Raw genomic sequence first — 20,896 nt, 5'->3', positions numbered from 1 at the left:
TGGAATTCGGCTCGTGAGAGCCTTGCACCGGTGCCTCGTCGCCGAAGGTCCGTTCGCTTCTGGATAGTTTCTGTCGGTATCGGAGCAGTTGTGTGCGGGTTCTTCACGTTATGGGTTGTGCCGCACCTGAACTCGTCGAACGGCGGTGGGCAGCAGGCTCTACCTTTCGAACGACCCGATTCCGCTTCCCTGAATGAGAAGTTGGTGTTTGCACACTACTTCCCGCCGTATCCGATCTCACTCGACAACGCGGAACCGTTTGCCGATACCTACGAGACGGAATATTTGTCGATTGACGGCGAGAAGGGTATTCATCAGTCGTACGGAGGGCTGCTGCGTGATCGCCCGGAGTCTCGGGCGCCCCTGACTGATCCCCAGTGGCGCCAACGTGATCTCGAAACCGAGGTTCGCAATGCAATTTCTGCGGGCATTGACGGGTTTTCGGTGGATATCATGACCCGTGCGACAGACACCGACTGGTGGGGTTCGACGATTCCGAATGCGCTAATTGCGGCGGCATCCACAGTCGATCCGAATTTCAAGGTCATGTTGATGCCGGACATGAATGCCTCATTGAAATCGACCAGTCCACAAGAACTTGCGGCGGAGATGGCGCAATATGCAACTGCACCTTCGGTATTCAAGCTCGATGACGGTCGCCTTGTGATCTCCCCCTTTCTGGCGGAGAACAAGTCGCCGCAGTGGTGGACTGAGTTCATCGCTGTCATGAAAGATTCGTACGGGATTGACGTGGCCTTCGTTCCGCTCTTCCTCGATGCCGCAGCCAATATGGACGCATTCGCGGCCATCAGTTACGGATATTCCAACTGGGGCAATCGCAGTCCCGCAGGGAACCCGTTGGAAGCGCTCGGTCCGACGTCCCCGAGGGCGGCGGCAGACAAAGCGCATGCGATGGGCAAGGTGTGGATGCAGCCGGTGTCCTTCCAGGATGTCCGGCCCAACCAATCGATTTATGACGAAGCGAACAACAGCCAGAACCTTCGCGACACCTGGAATATTGCACTCGAATCCGACAGTGAGTGGGTGCAATTGACCACCTGGAACGACTACAGCGAGGGGACCGCGTTTGCACCGAGCGAGGGGCATGGACGTGCGTTGCTGGATCTCAATGCGTATTGGTTGTACTGGTTCCGGACAGGCGAACCGCCGGTCATCAGTCGTGACACGGCCTACTTGATCTATCGATCACAATTGGTCGGTGCGGTTCCATCGAACCCCCCACCATCGCCAATGGTTCTCCGTCCCGGTTCATCTCCCGTCCGCGATACGGTCGAGGTCGTGACTGCGGTCAGGGGACCGTCGACAGTGACGGTCACGATCGGCGACACCTCCACTTCATGCGAAGTCCCCGCGGGTATCGGAACATGCGTGGTGCCTGCAGCGGTCGGGTCGGTTGTTGCGACTGTGTCTGACGGAACGTCGGAGATCGCTCGCGTTAGCGCGCACCGAGAAGTCTCCGCAGCGCCCTACAACCAGAACCTGGAGTACCTGGTTGATTCCAGCCGTCGTTGACCACACCGATCTGAGCGATCGCACGGAATTCGTCAGCAGTCGTTCGGTGCGGGTTCTCCTGCGAATCGTTGAATCAACCAGAGGGCGGTTTCGCCGCCCGCATCGAGGTTGTAGTGCGTTTGCTCTGGTCGGACAATGTGTTGAATCGTATCTCCGAGTTCACATCCCACGTCGACAGCATGCTGAACCCACATCGGCCGGACCACGGCATCCTGGCCGCCGTTGATGACAAGAAGTGGTGCCGATGCCTCACGCTTGGGTAGCGAAACGTCAGTGAGCCAAGTCTTGAAGATTTCGGCAGCTTCGGGAGTCGAGGGCGCTGTGTCGGCCGGGTTGATCTTGTCGTTGGACTTGGCGCGTTGATCTGCCAGAGCACCGGAGCACGCGAGCCACATCGCGTGGTTGGTTGCCAGACTGCCGTGTAGGTAGTCGGTTTCCTTTGCCTCGGGATACGCGCTCTGCAATCCGGCGATCAGGAACGGCATTATGACCTGTTGATCGCGCGTGAGCCAGTTGGTGGTCGACAGTTCCGCCATCTGTACGAGATCGACGGTGGGAGCGAGTGCAACTGATCCTACGAAGTCCAGTCCCGTCCCGTACGAATCGGCAAGCTCCGCGGCCGACCACGCCGCTTGCCCGCCCTGAGCTACGCCGTATGCCGCCCACTTGGACGTAGTCTCTGGCACAACTGCTTTGGCGGCACGGACGGCGTCGATCACGTTGAAGCCTGCGGTGTTCGGCTCGAGATACGCGTGAGGCCTGTCGCTGATACCCAAGCCTTGGTAGTCGGTCATCACCGCCACCATGCCCAATTTCATCAAGGAGGCAATTGCACTGGCGAACCCCAGGAGGTTCGGGTAGAGCGAAGGACCGCATTCTGCGGACAGGCCCGCGGGGGCATGCCCGAATGACACGATGTTCCAACCGCCTTCCGGCGCAGGACCCGCTGGACGAAAAACACTGCCGGACACCTGAACTGGAAGTCCGTCGATTCCGGACGTCGATTGATATACGACTCGAAATGCGCTGGCTTGTGTGTCGGTGATCAGTGGATCGAGATCGGTAAGTTCGGTCGAACTGATCAAGTCGCCACGGTCTTGGAGCGCGGCGTCGCTGACGACGGGCAGCGCCTCGGGATCCCAGGGCTCGATTGACACGGATTCACGTGTGGCAGTGGCCGGTTGAGTGCACGCGCACGCCAAGACTGCAAGGCACAGTGTGATCCCGGCAAGACGTAGGGAGCTTCGCATCGCAGTGGTGCCGCTCAGTGCCCGGAGTCTGAGGCAGGCAGAATTCGATCGGCGTCAGGTTCCTCGAAAATCGATGCGACGGTTCGGAATATCTCAGATCGGGCAGCAATGCGTATCTCACGTTCGTACAGGCTGTGATCGCCGTACTCGTAGTCATGCACGTCGGGGCGGAATCCCGATGCGTGCAACCGGGCGAGTCCGATCTCGCCTCGGCTCGCATTGAACCAGGCGCGGTCTTCGGGAGAGAGCAGAACGGTTGTGTGAACGTTGGCCTTGTCGAGTTGCGCCAGGAGCGATTCCGGCGCGTTGAGGTAGCCGATGTTGCTGAAGGCGAGCCAGGCGCGATAGGGGAGGAATGACTGAAGGCGTCGTCCGAAGTTGCGCACAGCGCGCAATGGAACGAACGCTTTGTCCACCCACCTCGAGTCGAGTGATTCGATCTGCGCCTTCTTGATGGGCAGCCGATGGTTCTGTAGCGACCAATTGACGTTGTTGATCAGCATCACACCGGCAGCTCCGCGCTTGTCTGCAGTGTATGCGCTCAACCAGCTGCCCGAGCATACTCCGATATGAATGCGCTGCTCTGCCGGAATATCCAGTGCATCAACAAGGTCCAGTGCATCGGCCCGTGCCGATGCTTCGATTGCCGGTGTACTTTCGTCCTCGATGACTGTCCCGGAATCGCCGGTGCCACGTCGGTCGAATCGCACACCCTGCACGCCCGACTTGGCCAAGTCGCGTGCTTGTTCGACCCACAACCGCGCGGGACCAATTCGGTGCTCGGCAGCGGTGCCGTGTAAAACGACTGTACCGGTGGTGTTCGGCGACGCGCTCACGGTAACGATCGACAAGAGATCGTTGGGGCCCTGTCGCTCGATGACCTCGTAGACGGGTGTGCCGTCGGCAGTGCGATCTACGATTGCCCGCGTGTGAATCGCAGGATGAACCGACGCCGTCGTCGTCGGGAACTGACGGGACATCCAATGGGCGATTCGTTCGATGTCAGACGTCGGCACCGACATCACGAAGCTGCTTGGCGTGACAAACGGTTCCTGTCGGTCGACGACCATGAGCTCAGCGCCCAGCGAATCGATTAACTTCTGCATGCGCGCGGATGCGGCATTTTCGCGGCGACTGACGACGAGGGTGGCTGAGGGAGCACCCTTTTCGGCAGGATCGATCCTCAGCTTTCCTAGGGCGGTAATTGCTTCGGGTGCGAAGGCGCCACCGACGAACGATACGCAGTTGCTCTGATCTGCCTCGCCGCCGAGTGACATTCGATAGAACGCGGTTTGCTCGCGAACATAGGCTTTGCCCACGATGATCGGGTCCCAGAGTGTAAGTGCCCGAAGCGAGTTCAATGACGCAAGTGCGTTGGTCCCGATCAGGGTGCCGGCGCGGAGTCCGACCATTCCCAAGTCGGCAACACCGGAGTCACGCAAATAGCGGACTGCATGTTCGACACTCTGGGTCCAGTGTGTCACCGCATTCGGGTCGTTCTGATCCCCGGCCGAATCACCCTGTCCGCGATAGTCGAATCGCAGAACCATGAATCCGGCTTCGGCCAGTTTCTCACTCAGCTGCCGGAGACCGCGGTAGGTTGAGACGTGCTCTTTGGCAAGCGGCGAGCAGATGACGATTCCGCCTCGCACCCGACGATTGGTCGGCAGGTGGACGCTTCCGAAGAGCGGAGATTCGTCGGGGCCGAACCAGGTCTCGAAAGTGGAGATCGGCGATGTACCCGGTTCGGTACGGCGAAGGGATCGCGGCGACGGTGTTGACAGGAATTTGTTGATCCTGGGTGCGTGAGATGTCAGGGTGTACTTCGTCAAGATGAGCCTCATGGTCGGACTGGTCTCTCCGGCTCCGATCGCGCGTATCGGAAATTAATGCGGACAGTAGCGGGAAGGTAACCGTTCGTCGAGTATTCTTAGTTGTTGTAAACATACCGTAAGACGGTTAAGAGTTCGATATTCGGTGTTTCGGTCCGAAAAGAAGGGTGGCGGTTCCGTGAGTGCTGTGTTTGGTTTCTCGATTGGGGCGGATGCCGTCCGGATCATGCGGATCGATGACGACTCGTCGGCGGACACGAGCGGCACACCGGATGCGGACGCGGGCGAAACTCGATTTTTGTCACGTGTCCTGGGAGTTGCTGCGGCATCGCCGCCTCGAGTTGCCGCGAAGGCGGCAGCCGATCTGGGGCGGAAGAGCAGTGCGCCGATAGTCGTCGCGTGTCCGGACGAGCGCACACGGATATCAGTCGAGGCGGAATTCAAGGCGTCGGGAGTCGCCAACTTTCGTCTGATCTCCGAGGCGGAAGCAGTGCTCGAGCTGGTAAATGCCTCGGGTGCCGTTCACGGATTCCGCAACCTTCTGGTTTACGACCTCGGCAAGACCGGACTGACAGTGTCGATCGTCGACGTCGTGAGCGGCCAGGTTCAGGGTTCGACGCGCACGAGCATGGTGAGCGGCGACATGCTCGACCGTCTGGTGGGTGAATTCCTGAGGAAGCGTAGCTCCGACCTCAACCCTTCGAATGACCCTGTCGAGGAACGGGACTGGACCGAATTCGGACGGTTCGTGAAAGAGGCGTTGTCGAGCACCCTCGAGTTCCGCGAATCGGGTTCGGGGCCGACCTTGATGACTCGATTCGATATCGACGAGCTTGCGCGCGATCTGTTCATCAGCTCGTGGGCTGCGATCAACGAAGTCGCGATGCAAGTGCAGCGACGCCCCGATGTAGTCGCGATCGTGGGCGGCGGAGCGCGCCTCCCGCTACTCGAAGAGGTGCTGCGCGAGCTACGCATTCCTGTAGTTCTCCCTGCGGAGCCGGAGTTTGCAGCGGGGAAGGGGGCGGCGCTCTGGGCTCGAACTCGTGAGCTGGGGACACGTGAGATTCCGATAGTCAGGCAGGGGCCGACTGTCCCGGTCGTCGAGACGCCGGTCGTCGAGGTGCCGGTCGTCGAGGTGCCGGTCGTCGAGACGGTGGACGTTCCAGAGGCAATCACCGAGGTGATCGATCTCACCAAGGCGGTGACCAAAGCGCCGGCGGTCACCGAAGCGGCTGAGCTCGTCAAAACGGAGTCCGAGGAGCCGGCTGAGACCGAGGAGTCTGCTGAGACCGGGAAGGTTGATGTCAGGGCGAACGTCCCGAGTGTGGTTGAAGGATTGGATGATTCGGAGACACCCTCGGTTGAGGGCGATGATCCCGAATCAGATGAGAGCGATCCTCCCAGTGATCGGTCGGATGATGTCGCCGGTGTGACGGTCACTCCTGAATCTGACACAGAGGCCAGCCCACGTCGATCGCGGCTTCCCTTCGTAGTGGGAATCGCGATGAGCGTGATCGCCGTGTTCAGTGTCGTGTTGTGGGTGACTGTGCGCCCGTTCGCAGATCCTGCTGTCGCGGAGGCTCCTCCGGTTCAGGTCAGCGACTCGACGGTCGTCAGCGACTCGACGGTCGTCAGCGCCGCGCCATCCCCTCCGCCTGTCGTCAGCACGCCGACTTCCGCTCCGACCACGACTCGAGCGGTAGGCAACGGGGTCGTCGAGAGACAAAGCTCGGAGTACGGACTGGTGAGGGCGTGGCGGTACTGATATCGAGGTAAATATTTACTCGAATAGTTTTGAGCCCCAGTAACTTTCAGGGGTCAGTCCGCCCGGGCAAGCGAAGACGGCTGAGCCGACGTGTTGAATGTATTCGTTCAACGCATCGTGCCGTGAAAGGTTTTGCTGCATCGGAACAAACTGCTCGACTGGATTCCGGCAATACGCGACAAAGAACAGTCCGGCATCGAGGTGGCCGAAGCCGTCGGAGCCGTCGGTGAAGTTGTATCCGCGGCGCAAGATCTGAATCCCACCGAGTTCCTCGGCCGAGGCCAGACGCACGTGTGAATCCTCCGGGATGACGAAGTCGTGTCCCATTTTGGAATCGAGATCGAGCTCGTCGAACTCGTCCTTGCCGCCGAGCGGCGCGCCGCTCCGTTTGGAGCGGCCGATGACGGCTTCCTGTTCCTTGAGCACTGCGCGATCCCACTGCTCGATCAGCATTCGGATACGCCGGGCGACAAGAAATGATCCCCCTACCATCCATTCCTGGTCGTCGTCAGAGTCGACCCATACATGCTGCTTCAGCAGATCCGGGTCTTCCGCCTTGATGTTGGCGGTTCCGTCCTTGAATCCGAACAGGTTTCGCGGTGTCGCCTGCGTGGTCGACGTCGACGACGTTCGCCCGAACCCCAGTTGTGACCATTTCACCGACGCAGTGCCGAACGCGACGCGCGCCAGGTTACGGATCGCGTGCACCGCTACCTGCGGATCGTTGGCACACGCCTGAATCGCGATGTCTCCGCCGCTGCGATTCGCATCGAGGTTGTCAGCACGGAAATGGGGAAGGTCCAGCAGGGCAGCAGGTTTCTTGTCCGCGAGCCCGAAACGGTCGTCGAAAAGGGACGGTCCGAATCCGATGGTCAGGGTGAGTTGCGACGGTGCGAGATCGAGAGCCTCACCGGTATCGCTCGGTGGTGCGTGCGGACCGTCGCCGGTTGCGCCGTCCTCGGTTGCTTCCTGACCCGCAGTCATTCGTTCTGCCATCGCCGTCCACGTCTGCAGCAGCGAGATCAGTTCGTCACGTGATTTCGTCGTCACGTCGAAAGCGACGAAGTGCATGCGATCCTGGGCCGGCGTCGTGATGCCTGCCTGATGTTCACCACGGAAGGCCACCACATCTGCGTGATCGGCGCCGGAATTGTCCTCGGCTGTCACCCGCCCGATGACGGCACCGGCACCGGCCAGGACGGCGCCGGCGCCCACGGTGCCGAACAATCGGCGCCGTGAAACTCCCTGCGGTGCTACGTTTTCCGCAGCGGGCGTGCCTTCTGGTGAATCAGTCATCTACTGCCCCGCAACTACTTCCTGGACCTGGCTGACCTCGGCGGACAGGGCATCGATTTTACGCGAGAGTTCCTGACGCTGCGTCTCGGTAACGGTGTCGTAGTACACAAATCCGTCGCCGACGCGGAATTGTGCCAGCGCGGCGTCGAGATCGGCGAATCGGTCGGCGATGCGCTGAGCGAGCTCGGGGTTACGTTCCTGCAGAATCGGGTTCAGCGCCGCGATCGCAGCTTGCGAGCCGTCGACGTTGGCCTGGAAATCCCACAGGTCGGTGTGCGAGAAGATGTCTTCCTCACCGGTGATCTTGGAAGTCGAGATCTCGTCGAGCAGCCCTTGGGCGTCGCCTGCGATCTTGGTGGGATCGATCGTGTAATCGTCTGCGTTCACCTGGTCGGCAAGATACTGGATGTCTTCGAGCAGCTGATCGGCGACCGCATTGGTGTCCGGCTGCAGCCCGGTGACCCACAGATCCTTCTCGAGGCGGTGGAATCCGGTCCAGACCTGACCGGGCTCGAGATCCGCCTCGCGGAGGTCCAGCTTGGGATCGAGTTCGCCGAAGCTCTCGGCTTCGGGCTCGATGCGCTCGTAGTAGGTACGTGCGATCGGGAACAGTGCCTTTGCCTGGTCGACGTTGCCGGACTGGACGGCGGCGACGAACTGCGCTGCGGTGTCCTGCAAGGCGACGATCTGGCTGCGGATATACCGACGGTAACCGTCGGCAGCCTCGGTGAGCTGGCCACTCTCGTCGGTGGCTGCCTGCGAATCGCCCGTGACGACGAAGTCCTGACGGATTCCGGTTCCGACCATGCCCGGCTTGCATGCCAGTTGGTACGTTGCGGCTTCGGGGAGGGACACGATCAGCTGACGAGTCAGGCCGGGTCCGATGTTCTCGACCTCGCCCATCGCTCGATCACCCTCGGCGAACACGTAGAACTCGGTGACCTTCGAGCCGTTGTTCGTCACCTGGAATGTCGACGTGCCGGTCGTGCCCGTAGTCGCGCTGACCTCACACGAGTCGTCGGTGGCGGTGACGACGATGTCGCCGTCGCTCGCCGTGGTCTTCTCGGTGCACGCGGCGAGGGAGAAGGGAAGTACCGCAGCCGTGGCCAGTACGAGGGTGGATTTACGCATGTCGGCAATGCCTCTCAGGATTTTTCGGGAACATGTGTGTCGTGCGCGGGCGGGGCCGTCGGCTCGGACGGCTTTGACGGCAGCGGACGCAGGAAGAGCGCGAGAACGACGACGAGGTAGACGACCCACGCGGTGGCTTGCAGGACAGTCGGATCCGGCCGGAAATTGAAGATTCCGGCGAGGACGGTGCCGTACCAGGTCGACGGGTCGTAGCCGGGCGTCAGGTTGAAGGCGAGAGAGGATCCACCCGGCAGGACGTTTCCGGTCTGCAGAGCGCGAACGCCGTACGAGAGGATGCCGGCGGCAACGACTATGAGGAAAATTGCCGTGTACCGGAAGAACGTCGTCAGGTTGAGGCGGAGGGCGCCGAAGTACATGGCGACGGTCAGCACGGCGGCCACGAGAATTCCGAGGAGCAGGCCGACCAGCGGCCAGGAGCTGCCCGCGGTGTTCTCGGCATATCCGACCATGAGCAACGCCGTCTCGACGCCTTCACGACCAACCGCGAAGAACGACAGCGACAAAATGGCAACGGGGCCGGCGATCAGCGCCTTTTCCATTCCCGCTTTCAGATCCCCGGAAATGTTCTTCGCTGCCGTGCGCATCCACAGGACCATGATCGTGACGATGACGACGGCTATCAGGGAGGCAACGCCTGCGATGATCTCGGCGGTCAAGCCGTCGACCGTGGACGTTCCGTAGTGGATCGCGAAGAAGATGATCGCCACCATCGCGACGGCGATCGCGACGCCGAGCCACACCCATTTGAGTGCGTCCTTGCGCTGAGCCTTCACAAGGTAGGCGGCGAGAATCATCACCACGATGCCCGCTTCGAGGCCTTCGCGCAGACCGATCAGGCCACTACCGAATAGCTGAGTGGCAACTGACGGTGTGCTCGCGGCAGCGAGTACCGACACGGGCACGGGCGACTCCTGACTGAGTGGGTGAAACAGGTTCGGACAGCTTTATGAGGCTAGGCCAGCCTTAACTCAGAAAAAGATACTCCACTATCAGCGGGGAACCATGCCCTGACCTGTACTTTTGCTGTTCTTTACCAATGGATTCGGGAGTAGTTCGCTCGCCTGTGGATGATGGAAGGGTGTACCGAACCCCCGCTGCCCACAGTCCCCGGCGTCTCTCGAGAGCCGTCGCCGCAGTAGCTGCCGGAACAGCCTTGCTGGGCGTAGGCGCCGTGGCGTGTGGATCGAACGAACCGAAAGTAGCCATTCCCGAGGGCATACCCCCAGGTAGCGGCTCTCCGACACCGCCGATCGACATCAACGCTCCCGGCCGCAGTGCCGATCAACTTGCCGACTGGGCGGCGGGATTGTCCGACGACATCGGGATCGGTACGACTGCGCTCGAGGCATACGGGTATGCCGCTGCGGTCATGGCCGAGACGCTTCCCGGCTGCGGAATCGGGTGGACAACTCTGGCCGGTATCGGCAGCGTCGAGAGCCGCCACGGGACCTACGACGGTTCGTCGGTCGACGCGTTGGGTCAGGTCGCCCCGATCATTCGGGGAATCCCTCTCGACGGTGGCCCGGGAGTTGCCGAGATCCCCGACACCGACGGCGGAGCGATGGACGGCGACCCCGTGCACGACCGCGCCATGGGGCCCATGCAGTTCATCCCTGAGACGTGGCTCAAATGGGGTGTCGACGCCAATGGCGACGGCCGCGTGGACCCGGACAACATCGACGACGCCGCCCTCACCGCTGCCCGTTACCTGTGTGCACGCGGGGGAGACCTCACTTCCGCTGCCGGTTGGCAGCAGGCGCTGATGGCGTACAACCTCTCGGGCGACTATCTCGCGCTGGTTCGTGATCGTGCGTCGGCATATTCAGTCGGGGTTCGGCCGGACTGACGGTGCTCGATCCGCAGGTCGGGGCCATGACCGCGCGTCGATAAAGAAGCCTTCGGCCGGTGCGGTTAGGCTGTGTGCTGGCACTACAGAGGTGCTGGCACTGCAGAGGCCCAGCCGCGATCGTGGTCCTCTGTCGACCGGAGGGGTCGGAGCCCAAGTGTCAAGCACGCAGTGCGTGCCCCAATGCGAAGCCCATTCGAAGGAGAACCACACAGTGGCCGGTATTGAGCAGGTCGGAGCTCGCGAGATCCTTGATTCCCGTGGCAACCCCACGGTTGAGGTCGAGGTTCTGCTCGAAGACGGAAGTTTCGCCAGGGCTGCGGTGCCGTCCGGCGCTTCGACCGGTGAGCACGAAGCCGTCGAACTGCGCGACGGTGGCGCGCGCTACGGTGGCAAGGGCGTCGAGAAGGCCGTAGAGGCTGTGCTCGGCGAGATCGCTCCCGCCATCATCGGCATCGACGCGACCGAGCAGCGCACGGTCGACCAGGCGCTGCTCGACGCAGACGGCACCCCGGACAAGTCCCGCCTCGGCGCAAACGCTTTGCTCGGTGCCTCGCTTGCCGTGGCTCGCGCCGCTGCCGAGTCCTCGGGCCTGGAGCTGTTCCGTTACGTCGGTGGCCCCAACGCTCACGTTCTCCCCGTCCCGATGATGAACATCCTCAACGGTGGCGCACACGCCGACACCGGTGTCGACGTCCAGGAATTCATGGTTGCGCCCATCGGCGCACCGAGCTTCAAGGAATCGCTGCGCTGGGGCACCGAGGTCTACCACTCCCTGAAGTCCGTTCTCAAGGAGAAGGGCCTCTCCACCGGTCTCGGTGACGAAGGCGGATTCGCTCCGGACGTCGCGGGCACCAAGGAAGCACTCGACCTCATCACGATCGCCGTGAACAAGACCGGCCTCAAGCTGGGTACCGACGTCGCGCTCGCTCTCGACGTCGCAGCCACCGAGTTCTACACCGACGGCACCGGCTACAAGTTCGAGGGCAAGAACCGCACGGCGGCCGAGATGGCGGCGTTCTACGCCGACCTCATCGAGGCATACCCGCTCGTCTCCATCGAGGATCCGCTCGACGAAGACGACTGGGACGGCTGGGTTGCGCTCACCGATCAGATCGGCAACAAGATCCAGCTCGTCGGCGACGACCTTTTCGTCACCAACCCCGAGCGTCTCGAAGAAGGCATCGTCAAGGGCGCGGCCAACGCACTCCTGGTGAAGGTCAACCAGATCGGCACCCTGACCGAGACCCTCGACGCTGTCGATCTCGCTCACCGCAACGGTTACAAGACGATGATGAGCCACCGGTCCGGCGAGACCGAGGACACCACCATCGCCGACCTCGCAGTTGCCGTCGGCAGCGGTCAGATCAAGACCGGTGCTCCGGCCCGCAGCGAGCGCGTCGCCAAGTACAACCAGCTGCTGCGTATCGAGGAGAACCTCGGCGACGCAGCACGTTACGCCGGCGAGGTTGCGTTCCCACGCTTCGCTTTCGAGGCCTGACGGAAATCTAAGATTCAGTAGTGTCTGCACAGCGCGGTAAGCCACGATCCCCCGGCGGAAGTCCGGGGGGTCGTGGTTCCCGTCGTGGAGACACACCGTCTCGTGCGCGTCGCGACAGCGCTCGACGCCCACGGGCGTCGGAACCTTCGATAGATCCCGCAGCCGTTGATTCTGCTGTGACAGTCCCCGCTCAGTCGGGGGCTTCGACCGAGAAGGCGTCGGCGCGCGGGTCGAAGTCGGCACGAGGGAAGAGCGGAACCAACAAGTTCTGGTCTCGGCTTCCCAAGTCGGACAACACCATTTTCGGGTTGTCCACCAGCCGAGCCGTGGTGCTCGCGATGGTTGTGCTCATGTTGGCGCTGACACTGGCAGTGCCGCTGCGTACTTACATCAGCCAGCGATCGGACGCCGCGCAGGTGGCGGCCGAACGTCAGGTGCTCGAGGAAGAACTGCGAAAGCTGCAGGGGCAGAACGCACGCTTCGACGACCCTGCGTACATCGAAGCTCTTGCACGAGAACGCCTTCGGTACGTCAAGCCGGGCGAGACCCCGTTTCAGGTTCAGCTTCCCGGTGACTACAAGGAACCGGAGAAGAAGCAGGAAAAGGAAACACCGCTGACAGGTCCGTGGTATCGCGATCTGTGGCAAACGATTTCGGAACCGCCAGTGGTTCCCGAGACGACGACACCGGCCCCGATGCCGTTGGCGCCGATAGAGCCAGAAGAACAAGGAGTACCCACCGGGTGAGCAACACGTCCGAAAATTCCCCACAGGTTTCACAGGCGGACCTCGACGCCGTTGCCGCTCAATTGGGCCGTGAGCCACGCGGAGTGATCGAGATCGCGTACCGCAGCCCGGACGGCCAGCCGGGCGTCGTCAAGACTGCCCCCAAACTTCCGGACGGGACACCGTTCCCGACGTTGTACTACCTCACCGACCCACGACTGACTGCCGAAGCGAGCCGTCAGGAATCCGCCGGCGTCATGCGTGAGATGACCGAACGTCTGACCCAGGATCCCGAACTTGCCGCGGCTTACCGGCGGGCCTACGAGTCGTACCTCGCCGAGCGTGACGCGATCGAATCTCTCGGAACCGACTTTGCCGGTGGTGGGATGCCGGATCGCGTCAAGTGCCTGCACGTGCTGATGGCGCATTCGCTTGCCAAGGGGCCCGGCGTGAATCCGCTCGGTGACGAGTCTGTGGCGTTGGCCGGTCACGGAAAGCTCCGCGGCACTGCAATTCCCGCGGACTGGCCTGGCATCGACGATGCCGACAACACGGACCAGTGACTCGCCGTGTTGCCGCAGTCGATTGCGGCACCAACTCCATTCGACTGCTGATCGCCGACGTCGGCGCCGACGGTCGTCTGGTCGATGTCCGACGCGAGATGCGCGTCGTGCGACTCGGTCAAGGCGTTGATGCGACAGGGACATTCGCGCCCGAGGCCATCGAACGCACCCGGGTTGCGCTCGTCGAGTACGCGTCGATGATCGCCGACGCCGGAGCAACCGCCGTTCGCATGGTCGCCACCTCGGCTACTCGCGACGCTGCGAATCGGGAAGACTTCTTCACGATGACGCGAGACGTGCTCGGTGCGGTGATTCCCGGATCCGGAGCCGAGGTGATCACCGGCGACGAGGAGGCACGTCTCTCGTTCAGCGGTGCTGTGGGAGAACTTGATCCGTCCGAGGGCCCCTTCGTGGTGGTCGATCTCGGCGGCGGGTCCACCGAAGTTGTCCTCGGCGATGCTTCAGGCGTCCAAGCTGCGTACTCCACCGACATCGGCTGTGTGCGCGTCACGGAGCGGTGCTTGCCGTCGGATCCGCCTACAGCAGCGGAGGTTTCCGAAGCGACGGCTTTTGCGACCGCGAAATTGGCGGAGGCGTTCGAGGCCGTTCCCGTCGAGAAGGCGCACACGTGGGTGGGTGTCGCTGGAACCATGACGACGCTGGCCGCGATCGCGCAGGATCTTCCGGAGTACGACGCCGAGAAGGTGCACCTGTCGCGAATCCCGTTCAAGCAACTGTTCGACGTGTGCGAGCGTCTGACCGCCATGCCTCGGGTTGATCGTGCAGCGTTCGGTCCGATGCATCCGGGGCGGGTGGACGTCATCGGCGGCGGAGCGATCATCACCACGGTGCTGGCTCAGACCTTCGAGGCCAAAGCCGGGATCACCGAACTGATTGTCAGCGAACACGACATCCTCGACGGTATCGCGATGTCGATAGCTCAGACCCACCCGATAGTCTGATCCCTGCCGCACCCGACCAGTCGGGTGCGTCAAGGCCCCCATAGCCCAATTGGCAGAGGCAACGGACTTAAAATCCGTAAAGTGTCGGTTCAAGTCCGACTGGGGGCACAGGTCAGCAGGTATTTCGAGGGGATTCGCCTGCTAGCTTGACGCCGTTTTGTCACGGATTGTCACAACTGGTGCATAACTCGCGGCATCGAGCAGCGCCGGATCTTGCGCGTGCGCGTAAGTCGACAGAGTGAAAGCCGCCGATGCATGCCCCATCCATGCCGCGATGACGGCGATCGGCACTCCACGCAGATGCATCAATGTCGCGCACGTGTGACGGGCGTCGTGAAGTCGGATAGTCGGCACGCCGGCCTTCTTGATCGACGCCTTCCACCAATAACTGAGGGTGTTCGGCGTCGGCGGATTGCCCTCGCGGTCGACGACGACGTAGCCGGTGTCAGCCCACGCTCCACCGAGAAGCAATCTGTCGGCGGCCTGACGCTTGCGGGCTGCTTTCAATGCAGAGACGAGGTCGTCTGGCATTGGAAGCGTTCTGGACGATCGCCGCGACTTTGGTGCGCCCTCACTGATTGTCTTCGCGAATGACACTCGGGACACGGCGACGGTGAGCAGTGCTGCGTCGAGGTCGACGTACTTCCATTGCAATCCACTGATTTCGCCGCGGCGCAGGCCACAGAGTGCAAGGAACCAGGCATGTGAATACTGGTCGCCGTCCGTCATCTCAAGGAACTTCTCGACGTCGGCGGGCACCCATGTCTTCATCTCGTGAGTTTCGCCGGGCAACTTGTCTACGAGCTTGGCCACGTTGCGAACTAGGGAGCCTTGCTTCACCTGATCTTCGAGCGCCGCAGACATGAGCGTCAGCATGTAGTTCACGCTGCGGGGCGTCCACTTCTTTCGCTTCGCGGTCTTTTCACCGACCGACAATCCGCCCGCGCGAAGCTCCACAATTAGATCGTCCAGGTGCCTGCGTGTGAGCTTTTGGGCGGGAATGCTGCCTAATTCGCGGACAACTGGGTCAAGCGTCACTCGATATCCGTTTGCGGTTGAGGGCTTGAGTGAATGCTTCGAAGCGAGCCAGTCGTTTATGACCTTCTCGACGGTCGTCTCCTGTGAATGCACATGCACACCGCGGGCTACTTCACTTTGAATATTGGCTAGCTCGTCGCGTGCGTCCGCTTCATTGCTGAACCGTTTGCGTATTTGCTTTCGTCGGCCGGTGACAGGATCGACTCCAGCGTCGACGACAAGTTGATATCGGACGAGAGCCTTTCCTCGTTCTTTCTTTTGCAGCTCGATCTTCTTGATCTGTGGCGGCAACTGCTGTCTGGCCATGGCGGTCCTATCTGGCGCGAGGGTTGTTTCGCCTTTGCATCGATTGCCAGGCGTAGATCATCGGGGCGGTAACACCAAGTTGCACTGCGAGGGTGGGGACGTGGGGTCCGTACATTCGCTCGGTCACTTCGTAGTCGTAGGAATTGATCAGAAGTCTGGCGGCGAATTCGTCTGCCTTGCGTTCTTGGCGTAGGCCGGCGACCGAGCCAGGCTTTTCGTCATGTTCATGTCCGTAGTGCGCATGTCCGAGTTCATGGCCGAATGTGTGGGCTTTCTGCCGGGCGTGAAGCCGAGTGTTCAACACGATTGATTTCTTGGAGTGCACGTACCGCCCGCGTTGCTGTCCTGGCAAGAAACGCTCCACCACGGTCACGCCCATGTTTTTGGCGATCTCGTACAGGTGGTCCACGTTTCCCCTTAAATGTCGTATCGAGACTCGTCGTCGTCCTCGTCTATGCCTTCGTCTGGTTCGTGCGCGACGTAGGGAAGGTCAAGGATGTCCACTTCGGTGTCAACCTCTTCGGGTTTACTTCTCAAAGTCAACTCATGGACGTTGTCAGGGGTCCGTGGAATGTTGAGGGGGTCATCCAGGACTCTGTCGTGAACAGACTCGAGTCGGCGAAGTATCTCGTCGGCTAACTGTTGGTCGGTGACGAGCCTAAGGGTCGACGATGGGCGTGTTACGCCCGCTTCCTCTGCAGTGACGTGACCAGCCGCGACGAGTGCGTCGATCACGTCGAGGCCAAGTCCGCGTGCGATGCGGATAACCATGTCTGAGCGAATCTCGCCTGCCTTGATCTGCCGGCTGAGGGTGCTGTTGTCGACACCAGCGCGCGTGGCGATGCTGCGGACGGAATCGCCCTGCTGTACCAGTTCTAGCCAAGTTACCGATGCGTTCATGTGTTGCATACTGCCTCACTTCTGATACAAGCACAAGCCAATCTAGCTGGAATGTTGCCGAACGCAACGCATTTTTGGTGAATCACCCTGTTGCAATTCGAGGCATCGAGTGGCACTCTTCAACACATCGCCACAAGGTGTGGACAAATGCAACACAGATTGGGAGGTGACGGTATGCCCGCCACTTTGCGAGTCAAACCAGGACTGCTCAAGAGGGTTCGTGAAATGCACCGACTCCCCTCCGATGACGCTTTGGCTCAGGCGATCGGGGTCAGCCGCGCAACTCTTGTCCGTGTCGACAAGGAGGAGATCCCACCCAGTCCCGCATTCATGGCGGGCCTTGTCGGATTCACCGGTCTGGGACTGGGTGAGGCGTTCGAGATTGCACAGGCGCGCCCCAGCCGGCAGGCGCGCCCCAGCGAGTTGAAGGTGTCGGCATGAACTCAGTGACGACTATTCCGACACGGCTGCTGAGTGCTGTTCAGGCGGGTGAGCGTCTCGGAGTTAACGAGACCACTGTCCGCGAACTTTGGAATGCGGGCGAACTCAAGTGTGTCCACATCGGTCGCGGTCGCAAAGTTTCCGACGCAGAGATTTCGCGCTACATCGCCGAACACGAGCAGTTCGCGCCCGCCACATGAAGATTCACCGGCCGCCCCCGAACGACTTGGCAAACCTGAACCCTAAGGAATCGTATGACTGAGCGGGAGCTTGCTGACAATCGGGATTCGATGTCGCTGGTGGAGCGCGTTGAGGCCCGCCGCGATCTTGATGAGGCTGCCGGCGTCAAGTACGGACTGCCGTCAGAGCAGGGGTTGAAGCGTTTGGCTCGGATCCTCGGTCCTGGTCTACGACGGATCGACAACCAGAAGTAAGCGAAGCCGCCACGGGGGCAACCGTGACGGCCTCTATTCACCTACCCAAAGGAATGAACATGTCTGAGAATACTGCACCGACCAGGACCGACACAGGGTTGCGTGTCGTGAAGCTGGAAGTCGAGCGATTCAAACGCATTCGCGCTGTGGAGATAACCCCGGATCCGAACTCGTCAACGGTGACGATCGCTGGCCGCAATGCGCAGGGTAAGAGTTCAGTGATCGATGCGATCTGGGCTGCGTTGTCGGGTGCCGCGGCGGTGAAGGGTACGTCGACGACTCGCCCGATTCGTGATGGGGAGAACTCGGCGCGCGTCACTGTGGATCTCGGTGACATTGTGGTGACGCGTACGTGGTCGGGGGAGAAGACCGCGTTGAAGGTGGAGTCGAAGGACGGCGCCAAGTACAGCTCACCCCAGCGGATGTTGGATGAGATGGTCGGCCGGTTGTCGTTCGATCCGTTGACGTTTGCGTCGTTGCCAGCGAAGGATCAGCAGTCGGAATTGCTCGGCCTGGTGGAGTTGCCGTTCGATCCGGCTGTCCTTGCAGGGCAGCGGAAGTCAGCCTTCGATGAGCGCACCGATGTCGGCCGGACGGTGAAGCAGCTCAAAGGTCAGCTCGACGGGTTCCCTGAGATCGGTGACGACGTGCCTGACAACCCGGTATCTGTCGCCGCGCTGGTCGCCGAGCTGGATACAGCCCGTGAACTGGAGGTATCGATCGAGGTCGCAAACGATGAGATTGCCACCGCCAGGAACATCTTGGCCGAGACTGACCGCGCAATCTCCGAGCTCCGCGAAAAGGAGAACCGTTGGCTGGAAAAGCTCGAGGAGACCACGGCGCGCCTGGCTGCTCTTCCTGATCGCATAGACATCGAACCCATCCGCTCGCGGATCGACAACGCGGAGACGATCAATGCCGGTGTTCGTCGGAAGCAGGAGCGGCAGCAAGTCCTCGACCAGTTGGAAGATTGGCGGGAGAAGCAGGACGCGCTCACTGCCCGGATCGCCGAACTCGACAAGAAGCGGGAGGACGGTCTCGCTGCGGCCGAGTTCCCGGTGCCGGGGCTGGGTTTCGATGAAGACGGTGTGACTCTCGATGGTGTGCCGTTCGCGCAGGCGTCGGCGGCGGAGCAGCTGCGGGTGTCGGTGGCGATGGCTATGGCTCTGAATCCGAAGGTTCGGATCATCCGCATCACGGACGGCTCGTTGCTTGACTCGGAGAATCTGGCGCTTATCGAGGAGATGGCCGGCGCCAACGGTTTCCAGGTGTGGATCGAGCGGGTTGACGAGTCAAGCTCGGTCGGTGTCGTCATCGAAGACGGCGAGGTCAAAGCATGAGTGTCAACGAGGAAATGTTGCGGTCGGTGATGGATCACATCGAGACGTGGCCGAACCTGCTGGATATGTCGACGTGGCGGTGCGGGACTACTCGCTGCTTCGCCGGATGGACGGCGGATCTTGCTGGCGCTGAGTGGATCGCGGACAGTCTCGATCAGACCCAGGTAGGCCCGATCGATGGGGAGATGTGGTTCGCGGGCAGTGTTGTTCGCTCGGCGTCCGGTGAGTTGTTCCATGTATCTGAGTTCGCACGCCGCGAACTCGGATTGACAGCGGAAGCCGCCGACACGTTGTTCGATGCCTCGAACACATTGAAAGATCTCCGCGAGATGGTCGAGAACCTTTGCGATTTCGGGACAACGTACGACGCTGCACCGAAGACGCAGGCTGAGGTGACCGCGCCATGATGATGCTCGTAGACGGCGACCTGAAGTTGATTCACACTGTCGAACCTGATGGGCGCGTGCGAATCACGATCGAAATCGCGGGAGAAGTCGTTCGCGCTCCGACGTTCGCGCACACGACGTACTCGCTCGAGTCGTTGACGTTCATGGACGAGATTGCATCGCAGGACTTCCGGCGGTCCATCCGATGAAGCGCCGAGGGACGACCCTGCTCGGATACCTGAGCTTGTACGCGTGCGCGGCGATCGTCACGGTCGCCATCTACTACAGCATCCCCGGGGGTAACTGATGGAACCTGTTGTTGTGTACGACGATCGGATGATTTGGCATCTCGCCGCTGGCACGAAGATTCGTGAAGTCGGGAAGGGTGGCCGGGTGTTCGTGGTGGACAAGACCTGGCCTGGTCGGTTGTGGCTTGGTTCGACGCCGTGTGCTGTGTCGGATCTGGAGATGCCGGTGGAGGTGATGGGGCGTGGACGCTGACGAATTGGCCGGCGTCCTGGTAGAGAACCTCGACGAGTTGGACGGATTCGGAGTGTGGACAGAAGTCGACTACGACCGATACAACGGCGCGACCAGCCGCGGATGGGCGACAGCATATTTCGAGATCACCTCCGCGAACGGGCGAGACGCATCGATGACCTATCTCGTCGCCTACCCCACCGAATCTCACCCCGACGACGGCGCAGTCGACCGCGCATACGACGAAGTCAAAGATCACCAGATTGGAGTCGACCTGTGAAGATCAACGGAACCAGCGAGCGGCAGTTCGACTACACCTCGGACGCTGATCTCGGGTTTGTGCCGCCAACCGATGCGGCCTTGTCAGCGAAGGCTGCACGCACCGTCGCGGCGAACTCCCACGACGCCGACGACGCCCGCCTGCTGCTGTCGATGCTCGGCCTGCTCGAACCGGAGGCGTCGTGATGGCGGCGACGAAGAAGGCCGGGCTGTGGTCCGACGTCGACGATGTCGCGACCTTCGCACACCAAGTGTGCGAGGACATCCGCGAATCGGACACTCGCGCACTGCATGACCGTTTGACGGTGGAGTGCGCTCGGCGGCCCGGGCAGATGGCTCAAGCGTTGATGGCGCTGGCGGCCTGGGTGAATCCGGACGAGCGAATCACGGCCCGGCTGGATCGGGTTGAGCGAATCGCGGAAGTGAAAGCCGAGCACGTGATGCGCGCCAGGGGAGTGAGGGTATGACGTTCACTCCGAAGGCGACGAAGTGCATGGCGTGCGGCGCGGCGATCTTCTTCTGCCGCACATCGAATTCGGAGCGGATGCCTGTCGAGTTCGAGCCGAACCCGAACGGCAACCTCGCTGTCACCCCGAAATCGGACGGGTTACCCGAAGCGGTGGTGATTCGTCCCGGGCAGGCCGCGGGCATGCGTGCCGCCGGCCTCCCGACCTATGTCTCTCATTTCGCGGCGTGCCGGATGGCGGATGAGTTCCGCCGCAAGGCCCGCCACAAATCAACTGTTGACACCTACCGCCGTAACGCGGCGGCCCGATCGAGAGCGAGAAGAGCATGACCCCTCGATACCCCCAAGGCGCGCAACTGAGCTTCGCGCGCTTCATCATTCTGTCCTGCGCCATCGTCATC

The 20,896-nt window shown here is 61.4% G+C and carries 27 protein-coding genes and 1 tRNA gene; 19 read left to right on the top strand and 9 right to left on the bottom strand.

The window, feature by feature from the left end:
• The first annotated feature begins 204 nt into the window (after positions 1 to 204).
• Positions 205 to 1,533 (top strand): glycoside hydrolase family 71 protein, encoded by a 1,329-nt coding sequence (locus QM716_RS01505; protein ID WP_283301852.1) that lies wholly within the window; start codon positions 205 to 207, stop codon positions 1,531 to 1,533.
• A 32-nt stretch (positions 1,534 to 1,565) separates the two neighbouring features.
• On the opposite strand, the gene QM716_RS01500 is transcribed toward QM716_RS01505, so the two are convergent.
• Both QM716_RS01500 and QM716_RS01495 read right to left on the bottom strand, forming a co-directional pair.
• A complete protein-coding gene (locus tag QM716_RS01500; RefSeq protein WP_283301849.1) occupies positions 1,566 to 2,690 on the bottom strand; it encodes a lipase family protein in 1,125 nt (374 codons plus the stop codon).
• 107 nt (positions 2,691 to 2,797) lie between these two features.
• A complete protein-coding gene (locus QM716_RS01495; protein ID WP_283301847.1) occupies positions 2,798 to 4,615 on the bottom strand; it encodes an alpha/beta hydrolase family protein in 1,818 nt (605 codons plus the stop codon).
• A gap of 178 nt (positions 4,616 to 4,793) precedes the next feature.
• Between QM716_RS01495 and QM716_RS01490 the strand changes: the two genes are divergently transcribed.
• Entirely contained in the window at positions 4,794 to 6,380 is a 1,587-nt protein-coding gene (locus QM716_RS01490; RefSeq protein WP_283301845.1) for an Hsp70 family protein, read from the top strand.
• Positions 6,381 to 6,395: 15 nt separating this feature from the next.
• Here the strand turns inward: QM716_RS01490 and efeB are convergent, their stop codons facing one another.
• The 3 genes from efeB to efeU are packed head-to-tail and all read right to left on the bottom strand — an operon-like array spanning position 6,396 to position 9,724.
• On the bottom strand, positions 6,396 to 7,676 hold the full coding sequence (gene efeB, locus QM716_RS01485) for an iron uptake transporter deferrochelatase/peroxidase subunit (protein ID WP_283301843.1): 1,281 nt from the start codon (positions 7,674 to 7,676) through the stop codon (positions 6,396 to 6,398).
• A complete protein-coding gene (gene efeO / locus QM716_RS01480; protein WP_283301841.1) occupies positions 7,677 to 8,807 on the bottom strand; it encodes an iron uptake system protein EfeO in 1,131 nt (376 codons plus the stop codon).
• 14 nt (positions 8,808 to 8,821) lie between these two features.
• On the bottom strand, positions 8,822 to 9,724 hold the full coding sequence (gene efeU / locus QM716_RS01475) for an iron uptake transporter permease EfeU (protein ID WP_283303015.1): 903 nt from the start codon (positions 9,722 to 9,724) through the stop codon (positions 8,822 to 8,824).
• Between the two features lie 140 nt (positions 9,725 to 9,864).
• Here efeU and QM716_RS01470 point away from each other — a divergent pair, with 140 nt between their 5' ends.
• Together QM716_RS01470 and eno are read left to right on the top strand one after the other, a co-directional pair.
• Positions 9,865 to 10,674, top strand: a complete 810-nt coding sequence (locus tag QM716_RS01470; RefSeq protein WP_283301839.1) for a lytic transglycosylase domain-containing protein — start codon at positions 9,865 to 9,867, stop codon at positions 10,672 to 10,674.
• 214 nt (positions 10,675 to 10,888) lie between these two features.
• Complete coding sequence (gene eno / locus QM716_RS01465; protein WP_283301836.1) at positions 10,889 to 12,175, top strand: phosphopyruvate hydratase; 1,287 nt, start codon at positions 10,889 to 10,891, stop codon at positions 12,173 to 12,175.
• Positions 12,176 to 12,365: 190 nt separating this feature from the next.
• Here the strand turns inward: eno and QM716_RS01460 are convergent, their stop codons facing one another.
• Positions 12,366 to 12,527 (bottom strand): hypothetical protein, encoded by a 162-nt coding sequence (locus QM716_RS01460; RefSeq protein ID WP_283301834.1) that lies wholly within the window; start codon positions 12,525 to 12,527, stop codon positions 12,366 to 12,368.
• On the opposite strand from QM716_RS01460, the gene QM716_RS01455 reads away from it, so the two are divergent.
• The 4 genes from QM716_RS01455 to QM716_RS01440 all read left to right on the top strand — a co-directional run bounded on the left by QM716_RS01455 (position 12,514) and on the right by QM716_RS01440 (position 14,533).
• Positions 12,514 to 12,921, top strand: coding sequence for an FtsB family cell division protein (locus QM716_RS01455; protein ID WP_256931639.1), 408 nt, complete (start codon positions 12,514 to 12,516; stop codon positions 12,919 to 12,921). The two genes, QM716_RS01460 and QM716_RS01455, sit on opposite strands and share 14 nt — an antisense overlap.
• The gene (locus tag QM716_RS01450) at positions 12,918 to 13,463 is read left to right on the top strand and encodes a DUF501 domain-containing protein (protein ID WP_214885201.1); all 546 of its coding nucleotides are present in this window, start codon (positions 12,918 to 12,920) and stop codon (positions 13,461 to 13,463) included. The genes QM716_RS01455 and QM716_RS01450 overlap by 4 nt, the downstream gene beginning before the upstream one ends.
• Positions 13,460 to 14,425 (top strand): Ppx/GppA phosphatase family protein, encoded by a 966-nt coding sequence (locus QM716_RS01445; RefSeq protein WP_283301831.1) that lies wholly within the window; start codon positions 13,460 to 13,462, stop codon positions 14,423 to 14,425. The genes QM716_RS01450 and QM716_RS01445 overlap by 4 nt, the downstream gene beginning before the upstream one ends.
• 34 nt (positions 14,426 to 14,459) lie before the next feature.
• Positions 14,460 to 14,533: transfer RNA gene (locus tag QM716_RS01440), tRNA-Leu, on the top strand.
• A 33-nt stretch (positions 14,534 to 14,566) separates the two neighbouring features.
• Here the strand turns inward: QM716_RS01440 and QM716_RS01435 are convergent.
• The 3 genes from QM716_RS01435 to QM716_RS01425 are packed head-to-tail and all read right to left on the bottom strand — an operon-like array spanning position 14,567 to position 16,669.
• Positions 14,567 to 15,769 carry a site-specific integrase gene (locus QM716_RS01435; RefSeq protein WP_283301829.1) on the bottom strand — a complete coding sequence of 401 codons (1,203 nt, stop codon included), beginning with the start codon at positions 15,767 to 15,769 and terminating at the stop codon, positions 14,567 to 14,569.
• A 7-nt stretch (positions 15,770 to 15,776) separates the two neighbouring features.
• On the bottom strand, positions 15,777 to 16,178 hold the full coding sequence (locus QM716_RS01430) for an ImmA/IrrE family metallo-endopeptidase (RefSeq protein WP_283301827.1): 402 nt from the start codon (positions 16,176 to 16,178) through the stop codon (positions 15,777 to 15,779).
• 8 nt (positions 16,179 to 16,186) lie between these two features.
• Complete coding sequence (locus QM716_RS01425; RefSeq protein WP_283301825.1) at positions 16,187 to 16,669, bottom strand: hypothetical protein; 483 nt, start codon at positions 16,667 to 16,669, stop codon at positions 16,187 to 16,189.
• Positions 16,670 to 16,843: 174 nt separating this feature from the next.
• Here QM716_RS01425 and QM716_RS01420 point away from each other — a divergent pair, with 174 nt between their 5' ends.
• The 11 genes from QM716_RS01420 (at position 16,844) to QM716_RS01370 (ending at position 20,825) form a co-directional block, all read left to right on the top strand.
• Positions 16,844 to 17,110, top strand: coding sequence for a hypothetical protein (locus tag QM716_RS01420; protein ID WP_283301822.1), 267 nt, complete (start codon positions 16,844 to 16,846; stop codon positions 17,108 to 17,110).
• Positions 17,107 to 17,310, top strand: coding sequence for a helix-turn-helix domain-containing protein (locus QM716_RS01415; RefSeq protein WP_283301821.1), 204 nt, complete (start codon positions 17,107 to 17,109; stop codon positions 17,308 to 17,310). Before QM716_RS01420 ends, QM716_RS01415 begins: the two co-directional genes overlap by 4 nt.
• Before the next feature lie 54 nt (positions 17,311 to 17,364).
• Positions 17,365 to 17,544 carry a hypothetical protein gene (locus QM716_RS01410; RefSeq protein WP_283301819.1) on the top strand — a complete coding sequence of 60 codons (180 nt, stop codon included), beginning with the start codon at positions 17,365 to 17,367 and terminating at the stop codon, positions 17,542 to 17,544.
• A gap of 59 nt (positions 17,545 to 17,603) precedes the next feature.
• Positions 17,604 to 18,884, top strand: a complete 1,281-nt coding sequence (locus tag QM716_RS01405; protein WP_283301817.1) for an AAA family ATPase — start codon at positions 17,604 to 17,606, stop codon at positions 18,882 to 18,884.
• A complete protein-coding gene (locus QM716_RS01400) occupies positions 18,881 to 19,291 on the top strand; it encodes a hypothetical protein (RefSeq protein ID WP_218681508.1) in 411 nt (136 codons plus the stop codon). Before QM716_RS01405 ends, QM716_RS01400 begins: the two co-directional genes overlap by 4 nt.
• Entirely contained in the window at positions 19,288 to 19,479 is a 192-nt protein-coding gene (locus tag QM716_RS01395; RefSeq protein ID WP_197941896.1) for a hypothetical protein, read from the top strand. The genes QM716_RS01400 and QM716_RS01395 overlap by 4 nt, the downstream gene beginning before the upstream one ends.
• 97 nt (positions 19,480 to 19,576) lie before the next feature.
• A complete protein-coding gene (locus QM716_RS01390) occupies positions 19,577 to 19,771 on the top strand; it encodes a hypothetical protein (RefSeq protein ID WP_283301813.1) in 195 nt (64 codons plus the stop codon).
• Positions 19,761 to 20,030 (top strand): hypothetical protein, encoded by a 270-nt coding sequence (locus tag QM716_RS01385; RefSeq protein WP_283301811.1) that lies wholly within the window; start codon positions 19,761 to 19,763, stop codon positions 20,028 to 20,030. Before QM716_RS01390 ends, QM716_RS01385 begins: the two co-directional genes overlap by 11 nt.
• Positions 20,027 to 20,215, top strand: a complete 189-nt coding sequence (locus QM716_RS01380) for a hypothetical protein (protein WP_158171412.1) — start codon at positions 20,027 to 20,029, stop codon at positions 20,213 to 20,215. The genes QM716_RS01385 and QM716_RS01380 overlap by 4 nt, the downstream gene beginning before the upstream one ends.
• The gene (locus QM716_RS01375; protein ID WP_054780947.1) at positions 20,215 to 20,496 is read left to right on the top strand and encodes a hypothetical protein; all 282 of its coding nucleotides are present in this window, start codon (positions 20,215 to 20,217) and stop codon (positions 20,494 to 20,496) included. The genes QM716_RS01380 and QM716_RS01375 overlap by 1 nt, the downstream gene beginning before the upstream one ends.
• Positions 20,493 to 20,825: a hypothetical protein gene (locus tag QM716_RS01370; protein WP_283301808.1), complete on the top strand. Its 333-nt coding sequence runs from the start codon at positions 20,493 to 20,495 to the stop codon at positions 20,823 to 20,825. The genes QM716_RS01375 and QM716_RS01370 overlap by 4 nt, the downstream gene beginning before the upstream one ends.
• Positions 20,826 to 20,896: the final 71 nt, after the last annotated feature.

It is taken from the genome of Rhodococcus sp. IEGM 1409, from assembly GCF_030056735.1.
In the GTDB taxonomy this organism is placed as follows: Bacteria; Actinomycetota; Actinomycetes; order Mycobacteriales; family Mycobacteriaceae; genus Rhodococcus_F.
Note: the sequence above shows the minus strand (reverse complement) of the source record. Positions and strands in the feature narration are given on the sequence as shown.

Bases quoted from the DNA above. Each gene is read 5' to 3' on its own strand.
- QM716_RS01420 (WP_283301822.1), top strand. From the start codon at position 16,844: ATGCCCGCCACTTTGCGAGTCAAACCAGGACTGCTCAAGAGGGTTCGT.
- QM716_RS01415 (WP_283301821.1), top strand. From the start codon at position 17,107: ATGAACTCAGTGACGACTATTCCGACACGGCTGCTGAGTGCTGTTCAG.
- QM716_RS01390 (WP_283301813.1), top strand. From the start codon at position 19,577: ATGGAACCTGTTGTTGTGTACGACGATCGGATGATTTGGCATCTCGCC.
- QM716_RS01370 (WP_283301808.1), top strand. From the start codon at position 20,493: ATGACGTTCACTCCGAAGGCGACGAAGTGCATGGCGTGCGGCGCGGCG.
- QM716_RS01455 (WP_256931639.1), top strand. From the start codon at position 12,514: ATGGTTGTGCTCATGTTGGCGCTGACACTGGCAGTGCCGCTGCGTACT.
- QM716_RS01410 (WP_283301819.1), top strand. From the start codon at position 17,365: ATGACTGAGCGGGAGCTTGCTGACAATCGGGATTCGATGTCGCTGGTG.
- QM716_RS01435 (WP_283301829.1), bottom strand. From the start codon at position 15,769: ATGGCCAGACAGCAGTTGCCGCCACAGATCAAGAAGATCGAGCTGCAA.
- QM716_RS01395 (WP_197941896.1), top strand. From the start codon at position 19,288: ATGATGATGCTCGTAGACGGCGACCTGAAGTTGATTCACACTGTCGAA.
- QM716_RS01425 (WP_283301825.1), bottom strand. From the start codon at position 16,669: ATGAACGCATCGGTAACTTGGCTAGAACTGGTACAGCAGGGCGATTCC.
- QM716_RS01470 (WP_283301839.1), top strand. From the start codon at position 9,865: ATGGATTCGGGAGTAGTTCGCTCGCCTGTGGATGATGGAAGGGTGTAC.
- QM716_RS01405 (WP_283301817.1), top strand. From the start codon at position 17,604: ATGTCTGAGAATACTGCACCGACCAGGACCGACACAGGGTTGCGTGTC.
- QM716_RS01400 (WP_218681508.1), top strand. From the start codon at position 18,881: ATGAGTGTCAACGAGGAAATGTTGCGGTCGGTGATGGATCACATCGAG.
- efeO (WP_283301841.1), bottom strand. From the start codon at position 8,807: ATGCGTAAATCCACCCTCGTACTGGCCACGGCTGCGGTACTTCCCTTC.
- efeB (WP_283301843.1), bottom strand. From the start codon at position 7,676: ATGACTGATTCACCAGAAGGCACGCCCGCTGCGGAAAACGTAGCACCG.
- QM716_RS01460 (WP_283301834.1), bottom strand. From the start codon at position 12,527: ATGAGCACAACCATCGCGAGCACCACGGCTCGGCTGGTGGACAACCCG.
- QM716_RS01375 (WP_054780947.1), top strand. From the start codon at position 20,215: ATGGCGGCGACGAAGAAGGCCGGGCTGTGGTCCGACGTCGACGATGTC.